At 70.6% G+C, this 14,406-nt stretch carries 13 protein-coding genes; 7 read left to right on the top strand and 6 right to left on the bottom strand.

All coding sequences use genetic code 11. The features are described from left to right. The first annotated feature begins 1,079 nt into the window (after positions 1 to 1,079). Both NOD94_RS24775 and NOD94_RS24770 read left to right on the top strand, forming a co-directional pair. Positions 1,080 to 1,796 carry a hypothetical protein gene (locus NOD94_RS24775; protein ID WP_319198739.1) on the top strand — a complete coding sequence of 239 codons (717 nt, stop codon included), beginning with the start codon at positions 1,080 to 1,082 and terminating at the stop codon, positions 1,794 to 1,796. Then, on the top strand, positions 1,793 to 2,266 hold the full coding sequence (locus NOD94_RS24770) for a MarR family transcriptional regulator (protein WP_281208294.1): 474 nt from the start codon (positions 1,793 to 1,795) through the stop codon (positions 2,264 to 2,266). Before NOD94_RS24775 ends, NOD94_RS24770 begins: the two co-directional genes overlap by 4 nt. Positions 2,267 to 2,373: 107 nt before the next feature. Here the strand turns inward: NOD94_RS24770 and NOD94_RS24765 are convergent, their stop codons facing one another. The 6 genes from NOD94_RS24765 to NOD94_RS24740 all read right to left on the bottom strand — a co-directional run bounded on the left by NOD94_RS24765 (position 2,374) and on the right by NOD94_RS24740 (position 9,448). Beyond that, the gene (locus NOD94_RS24765) at positions 2,374 to 2,931 is read right to left on the bottom strand and encodes an XRE family transcriptional regulator (RefSeq protein WP_281208293.1); all 558 of its coding nucleotides are present in this window, start codon (positions 2,929 to 2,931) and stop codon (positions 2,374 to 2,376) included. 3 nt (positions 2,932 to 2,934) lie between these two features. Next, positions 2,935 to 5,202 carry a helix-turn-helix transcriptional regulator gene (locus tag NOD94_RS24760; RefSeq protein WP_281208296.1) on the bottom strand — a complete coding sequence of 756 codons (2,268 nt, stop codon included), beginning with the start codon at positions 5,200 to 5,202 and terminating at the stop codon, positions 2,935 to 2,937. A 120-nt stretch (positions 5,203 to 5,322) separates the two neighbouring features. Continuing rightward, complete coding sequence (locus NOD94_RS24755; RefSeq protein WP_281208292.1) at positions 5,323 to 6,234, bottom strand: ParB/RepB/Spo0J family partition protein; 912 nt, start codon at positions 6,232 to 6,234, stop codon at positions 5,323 to 5,325. Continuing rightward, entirely contained in the window at positions 6,231 to 7,496 is a 1,266-nt protein-coding gene (locus NOD94_RS24750) for a ParA family protein (protein ID WP_281208291.1), read from the bottom strand. Before NOD94_RS24750 ends, NOD94_RS24755 begins: the two co-directional genes overlap by 4 nt. A gap of 157 nt (positions 7,497 to 7,653) precedes the next feature. Beyond that, positions 7,654 to 8,370 carry a ScbR family autoregulator-binding transcription factor gene (locus NOD94_RS24745; protein ID WP_281208290.1) on the bottom strand — a complete coding sequence of 239 codons (717 nt, stop codon included), beginning with the start codon at positions 8,368 to 8,370 and terminating at the stop codon, positions 7,654 to 7,656. Between the two features lie 301 nt (positions 8,371 to 8,671). After that, positions 8,672 to 9,448, bottom strand: a complete 777-nt coding sequence (locus tag NOD94_RS24740) for a glucose 1-dehydrogenase (RefSeq protein ID WP_281208289.1) — start codon at positions 9,446 to 9,448, stop codon at positions 8,672 to 8,674. Between the two features lie 204 nt (positions 9,449 to 9,652). Here NOD94_RS24740 and NOD94_RS24735 point away from each other — a divergent pair, with 204 nt between their 5' ends. The 5 genes from NOD94_RS24735 to NOD94_RS24715 all read left to right on the top strand — a co-directional run bounded on the left by NOD94_RS24735 (position 9,653) and on the right by NOD94_RS24715 (position 14,369). Further along, on the top strand, positions 9,653 to 10,276 hold the full coding sequence (locus NOD94_RS24735) for a ScbR family autoregulator-binding transcription factor (protein WP_281208288.1): 624 nt from the start codon (positions 9,653 to 9,655) through the stop codon (positions 10,274 to 10,276). A 238-nt stretch (positions 10,277 to 10,514) separates the two neighbouring features. Then, a complete protein-coding gene (locus NOD94_RS24730) occupies positions 10,515 to 11,357 on the top strand; it encodes an AfsR/SARP family transcriptional regulator (RefSeq protein ID WP_281208286.1) in 843 nt (280 codons plus the stop codon). A 75-nt stretch (positions 11,358 to 11,432) separates the two neighbouring features. Further along, on the top strand, positions 11,433 to 12,188 hold the full coding sequence (locus tag NOD94_RS24725; RefSeq protein ID WP_281208285.1) for a ScbR family autoregulator-binding transcription factor: 756 nt from the start codon (positions 11,433 to 11,435) through the stop codon (positions 12,186 to 12,188). Between the two features lie 78 nt (positions 12,189 to 12,266). Next, complete coding sequence (locus NOD94_RS24720; protein ID WP_281208283.1) at positions 12,267 to 13,088, top strand: AfsR/SARP family transcriptional regulator; 822 nt, start codon at positions 12,267 to 12,269, stop codon at positions 13,086 to 13,088. Positions 13,089 to 13,172: 84 nt separating this feature from the next. Next, entirely contained in the window at positions 13,173 to 14,369 is a 1,197-nt protein-coding gene (locus NOD94_RS24715; protein ID WP_281208282.1) for an epoxide hydrolase family protein, read from the top strand. Positions 14,370 to 14,406 lie beyond the last annotated feature (37 nt).

Raw genomic sequence — 14,406 nt, 5'->3', positions numbered from 1 at the left:
TTTAGTGTTTTTCAGAGTTTTGCTCTACCGAACTCCGGCGGAGCGGGACCCCCAGCGCTGCGCGCTGGGGAAGAGAGGCCCCCCGCTTCGCGGGGGGCCTCAGCTGCGCTGAGGCAAAGCCCCCCTTTGAGCGGGGACCTTCAGCGCTGCGCGCTGAAGGAGGGATGCCCCTTCGCTTCGCTCGGGAGCCTCGGCTGCGCCGAGGCAAAGCTGGTGCTCTTCGAGCGGGACCCCTGGCGCTGCGCGCCAGGGAAGAGACCCCCCGGCGCTGCGCTTCGGGGGCCTCGGCTGCGCCGAGGTAAAGCCTGCTCTTCGAGCAGGACCTTCAGCGCTGCGCGCTGAAGGCGGGATGCGCGTTCGCTTCGCTCGGGGGTCTGGGCTGGGCTCCGAGGGCAGGTGGGGGAGGAGTTGGGGGTTGGGGTAAAAGGCCAGGTCAGGTTGGGTTGGGGGTGTTTCGGGGTGGGGGGTTGAAGGGGGCTTGAGGGGGGCTTGGGGTTTTCTTGGGGAGGGGTTGATGGGTGTTAACGGCGTTAATGCTCTGGGTGGGGGTGATTCAAAGTGAGGTGGGGATAGAGATAGGAATCAGTCAGGTTCAGCGTGGTTATGGACAGGCTGTCCGGCGGTCCTCTGTGGGGGTAGGAGTTGATGGGGTGTCAGGAAAGTGCGTGGCGGTGGGGCTTGGGGCGGCGTTCAGTACGCGCAGCGCGGTAGGGGACGGCCTATAGAGGGTACGGAGATGCGTTTGCGCAGGTCAGGTGGGGTGCGGGGGGAAAGTTATGTCCCCTCAGGAGGGACATAACTCGGGGGATGTGTCGCTGGTGGGGGGACAGAACGCCGGCAAAACGTCAGTGGGGCTGACGGTTTTTGGGCTAAAACGTCAGGGAGGCTGACGTTCTTCTGGAGATGTGTCCCTGAACTGGGTCGGGGGAGGGTTCGGTTGGGTCGGGGCGGCCCGTGGGGGTTGTTGGGGGCCGTGGCCGAGATGTGTCCCTCCTGGGGGGACACAAGACACGCCGAACGTCAACGAGCGTGACATTAGTGTCACCCTTGTTGACATACTCTCTCTGCAGATCAACGAAGTGGAGAGCATCCTCGTGTCATCAGAGCCACAGCGCCGCCGGCCGAGTCCGTCGCGCGCGCCGCGTCCTGATCTCCCCGTTGATGACGCGATTTCGGCGTGGAGTCAGCCGCTGGCTCCGGTCAAGGACCTGGACAGTCTTGCCAGGCGGTATCCGAGCCGGAAGCTCACGCTGGACGGCGAGCGCAAGCCGCTGGAGTTCTACGGGACGCAGAGTCAGCCAAATGCGTTTTCGATGGACAGCCTGGAGTTCTTCCTGGTCATCGCGCAGTACTTCCGTGAAGCGCTGCCGCTGAGGCTGATCCTGCTGCTCATTGCTTGCCAGCGGGCGGGGGGGCGGATTCCACTTACCCAGGAGGAGATGGCTACGATCCTTGACGTCAGTCGGACAAAGACGTCGGAGGCGCTGCACACCGTCATGTCTCATGGGATCGTCTTCAAGGTGCGGCGGGGTGTGTACCAGTTCAACCCGCCCTACAGTTACCGGGTGGCTGAGTTCATCCCGGGTACGGAGACGGCGGGTGAGTTCGTGAAGGTGGAGCAGCACAGCACCATCTCGCAGATTCGCAGCGATACGAGCCTGCCCGACCTGGTGCGGTTCCCGTCGCTGGACCACATGCGGCAGGCAATCGAGGAACTGCGGGCCGAACGGTCCAAAGAGCGCGCTGCGCGTCGGCTGAGCCGGGTGCAGCGCAAGGAAGAAGGGACAGCTCAGTGAGCACCTTGCGATTCGCTGCGGTCAACGCCGACGGGCTTCTCTCCGACCTCGACCTTCCGCCTGCGGCGTACCGCGTGCTGCTGAAGCTGCGTTCGCTGAGCGAGCCCGGGGGCCGGATCCTCATCGATCAGGCCACCATCGGGGGGCTGCTGGAGCTGAGCAGGCCGAGCGTGAACGCCGCGCTGCGGAGCCTGGAGCTCGCGAGGCTGGTGCGGAAGGTCAGGAACGGGGTCTACCAGATCAATCCGATGCTGGCCGGGTACAACTCGTTCGAGGACGCGGTGGCCGCCGTCAACGAGATGCCGGCCGAGGAGCGCCTGGACGCGCGCGGGTACGTCGCCAGCTATCACGAGGCGGTGGCGGCGTACCAGGACCAGTTGGCCGAGCAGCGCAAGAAGCGGGCGGCGCAGGCGGCGGCGAAGAAGGCTGCGGAGTCGAAGCGGCGGAGGACGTTGCACGCCGTGGGGTAGTGGTGCCGTCGCGGGCCCCTGAGGGGGCTTCAGGGACGTTGAAGGGCCCCGGACATGTCCGGGGCCCTTCTGGGCTTTTCGGGGGCTGAGAGGGGTGTGTGGGGCTCTCAGAAGGCGAAGTCGACGTAGTCGATGTCGGTGAACTCCACGAGGAGGGACGTGGCGCGGGCGCCGTTGTCCTTGAAGTAGATCTCCTGGAGGGCCTCCGCGGTGATGTGGCGCAGTTGGGCCTCCGTGGCGCCGGCGTCCTGGGCGGCGAAGAGGCGGCTCGCGTACTCCGGGGGGAGGTGCTGCGTGATGCGGCGCATGCGGCCGTCGTCGGTGGTGCCGGGGGCCGCGGTGAAGCCGAAACGGGCGCGGGTCTCGATGACGAGGCCGGTGGTCCGTGCGGCCTGGCCGCGGGCGCGCTTACGGACCAGGGGTTGCCAGCGGCGGCGTACTTCCGCCTCCAGGCGGGCGGCGAGTTCGGGCTTCGGCTGCTTGATCTGGTTCTTGACGTAGCGCTCGACGGTGCGTTGGGAGATGCCGAGCGTCGTGGCGACGGCCTTGGTGGTTTTGAGCTGCTTGACCAGGAAGCGGATCTGGGCGCCCGCGGATTTGGGGACGGGGCGGGTGAAGTGTGGTTCGTCGGCCTTGGTGAGGCTGTCGGAGATGTCGTCGGGCATGGGTTACTCGCCGTCTGCTGCTGCGTCGTGGCCCTTGATGTGGCGGGCGGGGTTGAGTCCTTCGTCGAGCATCTGCACGGCCCACAGGAGGGGCTGGGTGCCTTCGTGCTTGACCATGCCGGGGCTGACGCCGAGGCGGAAGCCGCCGGGGACGGGCTTGCCCTCGGGAGTGTGGGGGAGGAAGTCCAGGGGGCCGGGGCCGTCGGAGAGGTAGACCGCGCAGTCCGAGAGGACCGCGACGGGGTACAGGTCCGCCGCCGTCGCGAGCTTCTGCATCTTGCGGTGCATGTTGACGCGGGCGGTGGAGATGACGGCCGCGCGGATGTCGGGGCGCCAGGTGGGGCGTTCGAGGGCGGGCCAGGTCTCGCCCGGGCGGTAGCCGGCGCCCTGGGGGCGTTCGCGGAGTTTGCCGATGCCGCCCTTGACCGTCGCCTTGATGGCCGACAGGACCGCGGTGGAGGTGTTCGGGTGTTCCTTGTACGTGGTCATGGCTCGGAGGAACTCGGGCTCGGTGAGGGCCGGGGTGACGCCGAGGTCGGCCATGGTCGCAAGGTAGGCGTCGCGGAGCCGGGTGTACCAGGCGTCGAGGTACGGGCCGCTGTCGGGGCGGATCCAGGCCTCGGTGGGACGGACGTCGAGGCCGAGCTCCTGGGCGTAGGCGAGGGTCGGGGTCGCGTACCAGGCGGGGCCGGTGGGAGGGGTGCCCTGGGGGGTGAAGGGGCTCGGGAGGCGGGGGTCGAGGCGGAACGACGAGAGGTCCGCCAGCCAGCAGCCGGGGGTCTTGGGGTCGAAGCGGGGGGTCCTGGTGTGGGTCGCGGGGCCGAGGCCGACCGGGAGGCGGTTCGCTGCCGCGGCGAAGGCCATGTTCACGTCGATGCCGACGGCGTGGGTGCGGGCGCACTCGGCGTCGGTGAGGAGCTCCGGGTCGCGGATCCAGTCGTAGGCCTCCTCGTCGAGGACCTCGTCCGGGGTGCGTTGGTGGGCGCGGGGGTAGAGCGCGGCGACGACGGGGTGTTCGTCGGGGGCCTCCGGCGGGGCGGGGTCGACGGGGCGGGTGAGGGAGCCGGCGACGGGGGCGGATACCCAGGTGTTGGTCGCTTGGTCGCGAGCGGCCCGGGTGGGCGGGCGCAGGGCCGTCATCAGCTCCAGGCCCGTGACGGCGGTCGAGCCGCGGGGGGTGAGGACGCGGGCGGCGTAGGTGGTGAGGAGCTCGGCGAGTTCGGGCGCGGGGAGTTCCGAGGTGTCCTCGCCCCAGGCGCGGGCGTCCAGGGCGCCCCAGGGGAGGACCGCGAGTTGTACGCACTGGCGGCCGGTGCCGGGGGTGGCGGGTCGGTAGATGCGGGGCCAGGGGCCGAAGCCGCGGCGGGTGAGTTGCCACTTGGCCTTCGCGAGCTGTTTCACGACGGGGTGGTTGTCGGGGAGGCGCAGGGCGCGGCGGTCTTCGAGGGTGAGGGGGAGACCGAGGGCCTCGGTGGCGGCGGCGGTGAGGACGAGGAGGGGGTCGCCGTCCTTGCCGTTGCGGTGGAGTCGGGGTGCGCGGAGGTCGGCGTCGGGGCCGAGGGCCCAGGCGACGAGGTCGGGCAGCCCGGAGGTGGGGTGGGGGAGGACGAGGCCTCCGGTGGCGTGGGCCCGGCCGGTGCCGTCGAGGACGGCGAGGGGGCCGTGGCCCTCGATGAGGAGGGGGGCGCGGGACTTGGGGGTGGCGGGTGCGGGGCGCCGGGGGGTGGCTCGTTCCGGGGCGGGTGGCTGCGGGTGGACGGGGGCGGCGGAGGGCCCGGGAGTGGGGGGAGCGGCGTTAACGGCGTTAACGCCGTTAACGGGTGCCGGGCTCGTGGGTTGGTCGGCGGGGGTGGGGGCCGGGGCGTTAACGGCGTTAACGGGGGTGGAGGCCGGCGGCGGGGTGGTGCGTGTGGGCGCCGGGGAGTCAACGGCGTTAACGCCGTTGATGGGGGCCGGGCTCGGTGCCGGGGGTGGTTCGGTGGGGGCGGGGGTGTTAACGGCGTTAACGCCGTTAACGGGGTGGAGGGCGGCGAGGCCTTCGAGGAGGCGGGCGTAGGCGGCGCGCTTCGGGGGGCGGGGGGCCGTGCGGCCGGTCTCCCAGGAGGTGATCGTTTCCCGGCGGACGGACAGGGCCTTGGCGATCTGGTCCTGGCTCAGGCCCGCGGCCTCGCGCAGACGCTTGCGTTCGTCGGGTTCGGGCAGGCCGTCCTGCGCCGCCGCCTCTTCGAGCAGGGCGTCCACCGCTGCGAAAAGGGCGGACTGTTCGTTCATCTCGCTCATCACTACCTCCGGGTGCAGCCTATGTGAACCGCACGGTTGAACGCACATGAAACGCACGTGGGGGCGTTAACGGCGTTAATGCCGTCACCGCCCCCGGCGTGGGTGCCCGGCTCAGATCCGCTGCATCAGCAGCTCGGTGACGGCCTTCAGGTCGTCCGGAGTGAGGTGGGCGGTGAGGGCGTCCGCGATGGTCTCCGGGGATTGGGTGGAGATCGTGATGCGGGGGGAGGGGGCGGGCGCGGGGGAGGCGCTGGTCCTGGCGGCGTTAACGGCGTTAACGCCGTTAACGGTCGGCGGCGCCGGGCGGGTGCGCTGCCGAGGGGGGGTGACGGTGTCGTTGGCCGCGGCGGCCTGTTCCTCCTGGGGGAGGCGGCCGATGCGGCGGGCCGGCTCGACCTTGAGCTCGCCCGTCTCCACCTTCTCCTGGAGCGTGGGCGTGAGGTTGAGCAGGGTCAGGCGCTGGGAGACCCAGGCCGCCGTCTTGCCGAGCCGCTTGGCGACCTGGGCCTGCGAGCCGTGCACCTCGACGAGTTCCTGGAGGGCGCGGGCCTGGTCCATGGGAGCCACGTCGACCCGGTGCACGTTGGCGATCAGCGCCGATTCGAGGATGTCCGCGGCGGAGGCGGACAGGGAGTCGTTGACGTGGATGTGCATCGTCTTGAGGCCGGCGAGGTGGGCGGCGGCCAGCCGCCGGTTGCCGTCGATGACCACGTACGGGGCACGGCCCAGGCCGTCGGTCTGGCCCGGGTGCGCTTCCATGAACGCCATGCGGGTGGCGACCGCGAGGGGCTGGAGCTGACCGCGGACCGTGAGGGACTGGGCCAGTTCGTCGAGGTCCGTGAGGTCCTCGCGGAGGTTGAACGGATTGTGGGCGAGGGCCTCGATGGGCACCTCGGACGGCGGAACGACCCCGGAGGTGGGGGCGCCCGTCGCCTCGGCGATGGCCGCGCGGCGGGAGCTGACGCCGACCGGCTGGGCGCGGGCGAAGGAAGCCGAGACTCCGAGTTTGTCGGCCTTGCTCATGAGATCTCCCTGGCGAGCGCGCGCAGGGCGACGGCCTGTTCGCCCTTGGGTGCGTAGACGAACAGCGGCTGCTTCACACGTACGGCTTCGCGCTGTTCCTTGAGGTCGGGGACGATCGCCACGACCCGCGGATCCTTTATGTCCATCCAGGCCTGCAGGGAGGACGTGGCGATGTAGCCGCGGCGGCCGTCGTAGAGGTTCACGACGAGGCCGAGGTAGTCGATGTCGAGGCTGAGGTCGTCGCGCAGATCGTTGATCTGGGAGGTGAGCAGGTCGTAGGCGTCGGCCGAGGAGTCCTCGGCCTGTACGACGATCAGCGCGCCGGAGGCGCCCGGCTGTTCGGTGTCGCGGCGCCGGCCGTAGTAGATCGCGGCGTCCATGCTGAGGCCGAGGCTGGGCGGGCAGTCGATGAGGATGACGTCGTAGTCCGCCTCGACGGGGGAGAGGGCGCGTTCGAGGGCGGCCTCGCGGGCGCGGACGGTGGACAGTCGGACGTCCAGGAGGAACGCGTCCGTGCACGCGGGCAGGATGTGGAGCCGGTCGCCGAAGCGGTCGTCGGGGATGGCGACGATCAGGTCGGAGAGCGGGCCCTTGGCCTCGCCGGCCATGTGGCAGGTGAGGCTGTCGCCACCGATGGGCAGGGGCTGCTGGCCGAGCTGCTTGGTCAGGTGGCCCTGCGGGTCGAAGTCGACGAGCAGGACGCGCATGCCCAGGCCCGGGAGGTCTTCGAGGTCCAGCGACGTGGTGGTGGGTGCCGGCTGCTCGGGGTGCTCAAGGTCCACCGGGGCGAGGCGCGCCAGCTGGCGGGCGATGCGGACCGGGTGGAGGGTCTCGGGGTCCTCCGCGAGGGCCTCCGCGGTGCCCGCGGTGATGGCCGTCTTGCCGACGCCGCCCTTCTGGTTGCACACCACGATGCGGCGCACGACCGTGGGCCGCTTCACGGTGGGGGCCGGGTTCATCTCCAGCCAGAGGCGCACCGCTTGGGCGAGCCCCTGGGTGAGGGAGACGCCACGGTCCTTGGAGTCCGAGCGGAACGACTCCCACTGGCCGGCGGGCAGCCAGGTGGAGAAGGACTCGGCGCCGGACGTGTCGACGGGGGAGGGGGCGGAAGCGAGGGCGCTCCAGTTGGCGATGCCCTGGTGGACGGCGTCCTGGATGTCGATGCGCAGCTGGGCGGTGCGGATCTTCAGTTCCTGGCGGAGCCACGGGGGGAGCTTGGAGACGACCTTCTCTCGGTCGCTCTGGGACGAGGGCGAAGTCATGAGAGGGACTTTACTAACGTTCTTGAGTGTTGGTGAGCACCACGCCAGAGTTTTGCTAACGAAGTGGGTGGAGACACGGCAGGGCGGCCTCGCACTCGCCGTAGCGAGCACCCCCGTGGTTCACCACGGCGTGTGCGAGGCCGCCCTGGACGTACCGTCAGCCGGCCGTGACCGCCCGGGGGTTCGGCGCGGTGGGGTACGCGGTGGGTTGGGTGGGCGTGGTGCGCTGGGCCAACAGGCCGAGCCGCGCCCGGCAGGTGGACGAGCCCGCCGGGTCGAAGACGGCGATGCGGTCGGCGGGCACGATGCCGGGGAGGAGGTGCTCCCACAGGTCGACGACCCGGGCGTGCAGGTCCTCGCGCTCGGTGCGGACGTGCGAGGTGACCTGGATGCCGGTGAACGAGCCGACGATCAGGGTCGCGAGGTCGTACGTGTTGAGCGCGGCCAGGATGTCGCCGCGTTCCTGGGCCGGCGTCAGGCAGCCGTGGCAGGTATCGATCCAGGCGTTGTAGGGCGACGGGTCCGGGTGTGTGAACGAGCCGAACTCGATGACGAGACGGATGCCGGCGCGGATGCGGACGTTGGTGCGCAGACCGAACGCCAACTGGTGCGTCAGGTCGATGACCGTCTGCAGACCGGGGTCGACGATCTCGGGAACCCCCTCGGACACCTGGAACTGCTCGTCCATCAGGGTGCGTGCCAGGGCTTCCTTGGACTGGAAGTGGAAGTACAGGGCGCCCTTGGTGACTCCGGCGTGCTTGACCACGTCGCTGAGGCTGGTGCCCCCGAAGCCGCCGTGGTCGAAGGCGACGGCGGCTCCGTTGAGGATCGCCTGCCGGGTGATTTCGGCCCGCCCCTGCCTGACCCGCGCCACGTGGTTCTCCTGATGCCGGTTCCGCTCGGTGATACGCGGTCAGAGTAGTGCGGCCGACTCAAAGAAAACCAGTCGACAAGTACTTTTAAGGCGTCGCGAGGAGGGGTTTTGGGGGGAGGTGGGGTGTTTTTGGGTGTTGCTGATTGGTGGGTCTGCGGTGGCGGGGGTGTTAACGCCGTTAAGTGGGAGGGGTGATTCCGATTAACGGCGTTAACGGCGTTAACGATGCCGACGCGCGAGCCGGCGGCCGGTGGACCCGGGAGGCGACCGTTAACGGCGTTAACGCCGTTAACGGTGGGGGTCAGCGGGTGGTCCAGCCGCCGTCCACCGAGAGGGTGGTTCCGACGACGAACGAGGCGCGGTCGCTGCAGAGCCAGGCCGCGGCCTCGGCGATCTCCGAGGGTTCCGCGATGCGGGGGAGGACGGCCGCGTTGAGGAGCACCTGCTCCATGTCGGGGTTCTGGTGCAGCCAGAAGTCGATCAGCTCGCTGCGGGTGGTGCCCGGCGCGATGGCGTTGACGCGGATGTTCTGGCTCGCGTACTCGGAGGCGGCGGCCTTGGTCAGGCCCAGGACCGCGTGCTTCGAGGCGATGTACGGGGACGCGGCCGGAGTCGCGACGAGGCCCGCGGTGCTGCTGTTGTTGACGATGACGCCGCCACCGGTCTCCAGCATGGCGCGGATCTCGTGGCGCATGCAGTGCCAGACGCCGCGGACGTTCGTGTCCATGACGGTGTCGTAGTCCTCTTCGGAGAGGAGGTGCATGGGCGCGGGAACCGTGCCCGTACCCGCGTTGTTGAAGGCGGCGTCCAGCCGGCCGAAGGAGGTGACGGCCGTCTCGACGGCCTTGGCGACGTCCTCGGAGCGCGCGACGTCGCCGACGACGTAGCGGACCTGGTGGCCGGCGGCCAGGAGCTCCTCGGTGAGCGCGGCCAGCTCCTTCTCCCGCCTGGCCATGAGGGTGACGGAGGCACCCTCCCTGCAGAACACGCGTGCGGCGGCCGCCCCGATGCCGGCGCTCGCTCCGGTGATCAATGCAGATCGTCCCGCAAGCGTTCCCGTGTTGTCCTTCGTCTTCATCGCGCGAACCTAACACGCGAACACGGCGCGGAGTGATCCCTGGTCAGAAGGTGTTCCGTACCCGCCGACCCGTTATAGATCCATTGGCTCCGGCGAGAGTCAGGTCGGCCTCCGGCGCGGCCGCCGACTGTGGCCGCCAGGATCTCGTACCCCTGTCCTGGGGGAGAGCCGCGAATGCGGCGAATGCGGTGTGTGGAGCCCCCCATGGTCAAGCAGGAGCGTGCGGCCCGCACGCGGGAGTCCCTGGTGCGTGCCGCCGCGGAGGCGTTCACCGACGAGGGCTTCGCCACCGCCTCGATCTCGGGGATCAGCGGGAGGGCCGGAGTGACCTCCGGTGCCCTGCACTTCCACTTCAGCGGCAAGGACGAACTCGCCCGGACGGTCGAGGGGCGGGCCGCCGCCGCGCTGCGCGTGGTCACCCGCACGGCCGGGGAACCGGGCGGCAGGGCCGGCAACCCGCTGACGCTGCTGGTCGATTCGACGTACACGTTGATGGCGCTGCTCGCGGGGGACGTCGTCGTGCGCGCCGGCTTCGCGTTGTCCGCCGACGTCACCCACCGGAGCCAGGTCGACCTCCGGGAGCAGCTGCGGGTGTGGACGGGCGAGTTGATCGAAGCCGCCGGGAGGCAGGGACTCCTCGCCGAGGGCGTTTCCCCGCAGCAGGCGACGCCGGCCGTGGTGGCCTCGATCGTCGGGCTGGAGGTGTTGGGGGCCGCCGATCCCGGCTGGTTCGCGGCCGACACCCTCACGAGGATCTGGTCCGTCCTCATGCCCGTCATCGCGGCGGACCGAGCCGAGGGCGGCACAGAGGGCCGCGAAACAGACTGAACGGTTTGATTTAAGGCCCCTGTGGGGTGTTAGATGGCCCTGCCGGGAGCCGATCGATGGTTCTGGCGCATCTGTCGGTGCGCCCTCGCTTTCAGTAAATGCGCAGTTCAGCGGCTGTTTTGTAGCGCAACCGAACTGCCTTGACAAGGAAAACGGCACGACCGGTTTTGTATTGACAAACCGCTGGGACTGTTTTCTACTGACTCTTGCGACTCATCCAAGGACAGGGGAGTACGACGTGGACATCGATGTACTGGGCGCGCTCGCCGTGCGGGAGAACGGAACCTCCATCACGCCGACCGCCCCCAAGCCCCGGCAGGTCCTGGCCCTCCTGGCCCTCCATGCCGACCAGGTCGTGCCGGTCTCGGCGCTGATCGAGGAACTGTGGGGCGCGGAGCCGCCGCGCAGCGCCCGCACCACCCTGCAGACGTACGTGCTCCAGCTGCGCGCCCTCATCGCGACCGCCCTGGAGAACACCGACGGCACGCGGACCGCGAAGGACGTACTCGTCACCCTGCCCGGCGGCTACCTGCTCAACAGCGGCGGCGGCACCAGCGACGTGCGGGAGTTCGACCGGCTGGCCGGGCTGGGCTACCGGGCGATGGACGCGGGTGACGCGGCCGGTGCGGCGCGGCTGCTGCGCGAGGCCCTGGCCCTGTGGTCGGGTCCGGCCTTCGCCGACGTGCACGGCGGGGTGCAGCTCGACATGGAGACGCGGCGGCTGGAGGAGACCCGGCTGTGCGCCCTCGACCAGCGCATCGAGGCCGACATGAAGCTCGGCCGGCACCGGGAGCTCCTCGCGGAACTGACCGTTCTGGTGAGCCGCTACCGGACGCACGAGAACCTGCACGGCCAGTTCATGCTCGCCCTGCACCGCTCCGGCCGCCGCGGCGAGGCACTGGACGTGTACAAGCGGCTGCGCACCACGCTCGTACGGGACCTGGGCCTGGAGCCGTCCCCCGCGCTGCGCCGGTTGCAGCGCTCGATCCTGATGGCGGGTCCGGAGGGCATGCCCAAGGCCCCCGCCATGGCCGTGGTCGCCGGGACGGGAACGAGGTCGGAGCGGCTCGTGCGGGCCTGAGCCGGCGCCGGGCGCGACCGGTGCCGGCGCTGGGGGCAGGGCGTGGACGCAGCGGGGGCGGAAGGAGACGGAGCGGTGCAGGAGAGGTCGGAGCGGACCCGTAGGCGGTTGGTCTTCGCCGGGGCCGAGATGTTCCACCGCAACGGATACGCCAACGCGACGCTCGGCGAGATCGCGGGCGCGGCCGGGGTGACGAAGGGGGCGCTGTACTTCCACTTCGCCTCCAAGGACGAGCTGGCCGACGCCGTGCAGCAGCGCGGATGCGGGCTGTTGCACGAGGCGGTACGCGGACTCAGGGAGAACGGCGCCTCCCCCCTGCAGGCGCTGATCGACACGACGCACTGGTTGGCGCGGATGCTGCACGAGGATCCCGCGATCCCGGCGAGCTTCCGGATCACGAAGGAGTGCGCGGGCCAGCACCTGAGCGCCGTGGACTTCCACGGAGCCTGGCTGACCGTGGTGAACGAACTGCTGGGCACGGCCCGGGACACCGGGGAACTGCCGGTGGACGAACCGCTCGCCGGAGCGGCCGGAGCCGCGGGGAGCGGCCCCGTTCCGGGCGACGGTGACGGAGCGCCGGCCGTGGACCGGTGGGAGAGCGCCGAGGCACTGGTGGCCGCCGCGCTCTGCGGGATCGAGGTACTCGCCGGGACCGGGCTCTCCTACTGGGAGCTCCAGCGGAAGGTGGCGGCCCTGTGGGGGCTGCTGCTGCCCAGCCTGGTGGGGGAGACGCGGATCGGGGAGTACCGGACGGGCGCCGTCGGGGCACGCACCCGCGCGATCGGAGTCGAACGGCGTTGCGAGTTCCAAGGGACCGGGGCGCAGCTGTGACCGCGGCTTCTCCGCAGGTCGCGGGTCAAGGAAGTCGGAAGTGATCGAGGCGACTCGACGGAATGCGGAGGGGAGACCGTGAAGATTCAGGTTCTGGGTCCGTTGAGTGCCGAGGTCAACGGGGACTCGATCGTGCCGACGGCGGGCAAGCCGCGGCAGATCCTGGCCCTCCTGTCGCTGTACCCCGGGCGGGTCATGCCGGTGCCGACCCTCATGGAGGAGATCTGGGGGCAGCACCTGCCGCAGAGCGCACTGACCACCCTGCAGACGTACGTCCTCCAGTTGCGCCGCAGACTCGGCACGGCCATGGGGCCGGGCCGGCCGGGGGCCGCGAAGGAAGTCCTCACCACACGGCACGGCGGCTACCTGCTCCAGGTACCGCCGGAGTCCGTGGACGTGAACTCCTACGAGACGCTGGTCGCGCGGGGCCACGCCGCGTTCGACGCCGGCGACGACGAGGGCTCGGCGGCGCTGCTGCGGGAGGCGCTCGCGCTGTGGCAGGGGCCCGCGCTGGTCGACGTACGGGTGGGGCCGGTACTGGAGATCGAGGTGCTGCGGCTGGAGGAGAGCCGGCTGGTCACGATGGAACGGCGGATCGACGTCGACCTGCGGCTGGGGCGGCACACCGAACTCCTCGCGGAGCTGACCGAGCTGACCGCGCGGCACCCGCAGCACGAGGGGATGCACTCCCAGATGATGGTCGCGCTGTACCGGTCCGGCCGGCAGGCGGCGGCGCTCGACGTGTTCCGCAGGCTGCGCCAGCGGCTCATCGGGGACCTGGGGGTCGAGCCGTCACCGCAGTTGCAGCGGCTGCACCAGGCGATCCTGGCGGTCGACCCGGCGCTGGACGTGGCGGCGGGCCCGAAGCGGGGATCGACCTTCGACCTGTACGCGGCCTGAGCGGGGTCGCCGCCCGGCCGGTGCGCCGGGACGGCCGGGTACAGGGGCGGCCGGTGCCGGGGCCCGGGGTGGCATCGTGGGGGCATGGAAGATCTTGGTGAGGCCCCCGTTCCGTTCCGGCTCGACGTGCCGCAGGAGGAACTCGACGACCTCGCGGCGCGGCTGGGGCGGGTGCGGTGGCCCGACGAGCTCGACGGTGCCGGGTGGGACTACGGCATCCCGTCGGAGCGGATGCGCGAGCTCGTCCGCTACTGGCGCGAGGAGTACGACTGGCGGGCCGCCGAGGCGCGGTTGAACGACTGGCCGCAGTTCACCACCGTCATCGACGGGGCCCGGGTGCACTTCGCGCACCTGCGTTCCCCCGAACCGGACGCCACGCCGCTGCTGATGACCCACGGGTGGCCCGGGTCGTTCGTGGAGTTCCAGCGGGTCGCGGGCCCGCTGACGGATCCGCGGGCGCACGGCGGTGACCCCGCCGACGCCTTCCACCTGGTGTTGCCCAGCATTCCCGGCTTCACGCTGTCCGGGCCGACCACGGAGCGGGGCTGGGAGTTCAAGCGGGTCGCCCGGGCCTTCGCGGTGCTGATGGAACGGCTCGGGTACGGGACGTACGGGGTGCAGGGCGGCGACTGGGGCGCCGCGATCTCGCGCGAGCTCGGCCGCATCCGGCCCGAGCGGGTCATCGGCGTGCACCTCAACCTGCTCCCCGGAGCCGGCGCCACCGCCGAGCCGACGGAGGCGGAACTGGCCCCGCTGAGCCCCGCCGAGCGGGAACGCACCCGGGCCTCCTGGGAGCGGTACCGCGTCTGGGCGAAGGAGCGGCAGGGCTACGCAGACATCCAGGCGACCCGGCCGCAGACCCTCGCCTATGCGCTGAACGACTCCCCGACGGGCCTGCTCGCCTGGATCGGGGAGAAGTTCGCCGAGTGGAGCGACCCGCGGTGTCCCGTCGACCGGGACCGGATGCTCACCAACGTGATGCTGTACTGGCTCACCGGGACGGCCGGCTCCGCCGCCCGGATCTACTACGAGCGGGCCCACGCGGACTACTTCGGGCAACCTCCCGAGGTGTCGACCACCCCGACCGCCCTCGCGGACTTCCCCCGGGACAACTTCGTCCCGCTGCGGCACGTCGCCGCGCGCACCGACTCCGTCGTGCGCTGGACCTCGTACGACCGGGGCGGGCACTTTCCCGCCATGGAGGTGCCGGAACTGTTGGTCGGTGACGTCCGCGGCTTCTTCCGGGAGCTCGCCGCCGCCGGCCGGACGTCCGGCATGTGAAACACCGCCGGGGCGGGTCCGTACGGCTGTGATGATC

It is taken from the genome of Streptomyces sp. Isolate_45, assembly GCF_024721315.2.
In the GTDB taxonomy this organism is placed as follows: Bacteria; Actinomycetota; Actinomycetes; order Streptomycetales; family Streptomycetaceae; genus Streptomyces.
Note: the sequence above shows the minus strand (reverse complement) of the source record. Positions and strands in the feature narration are given on the sequence as shown.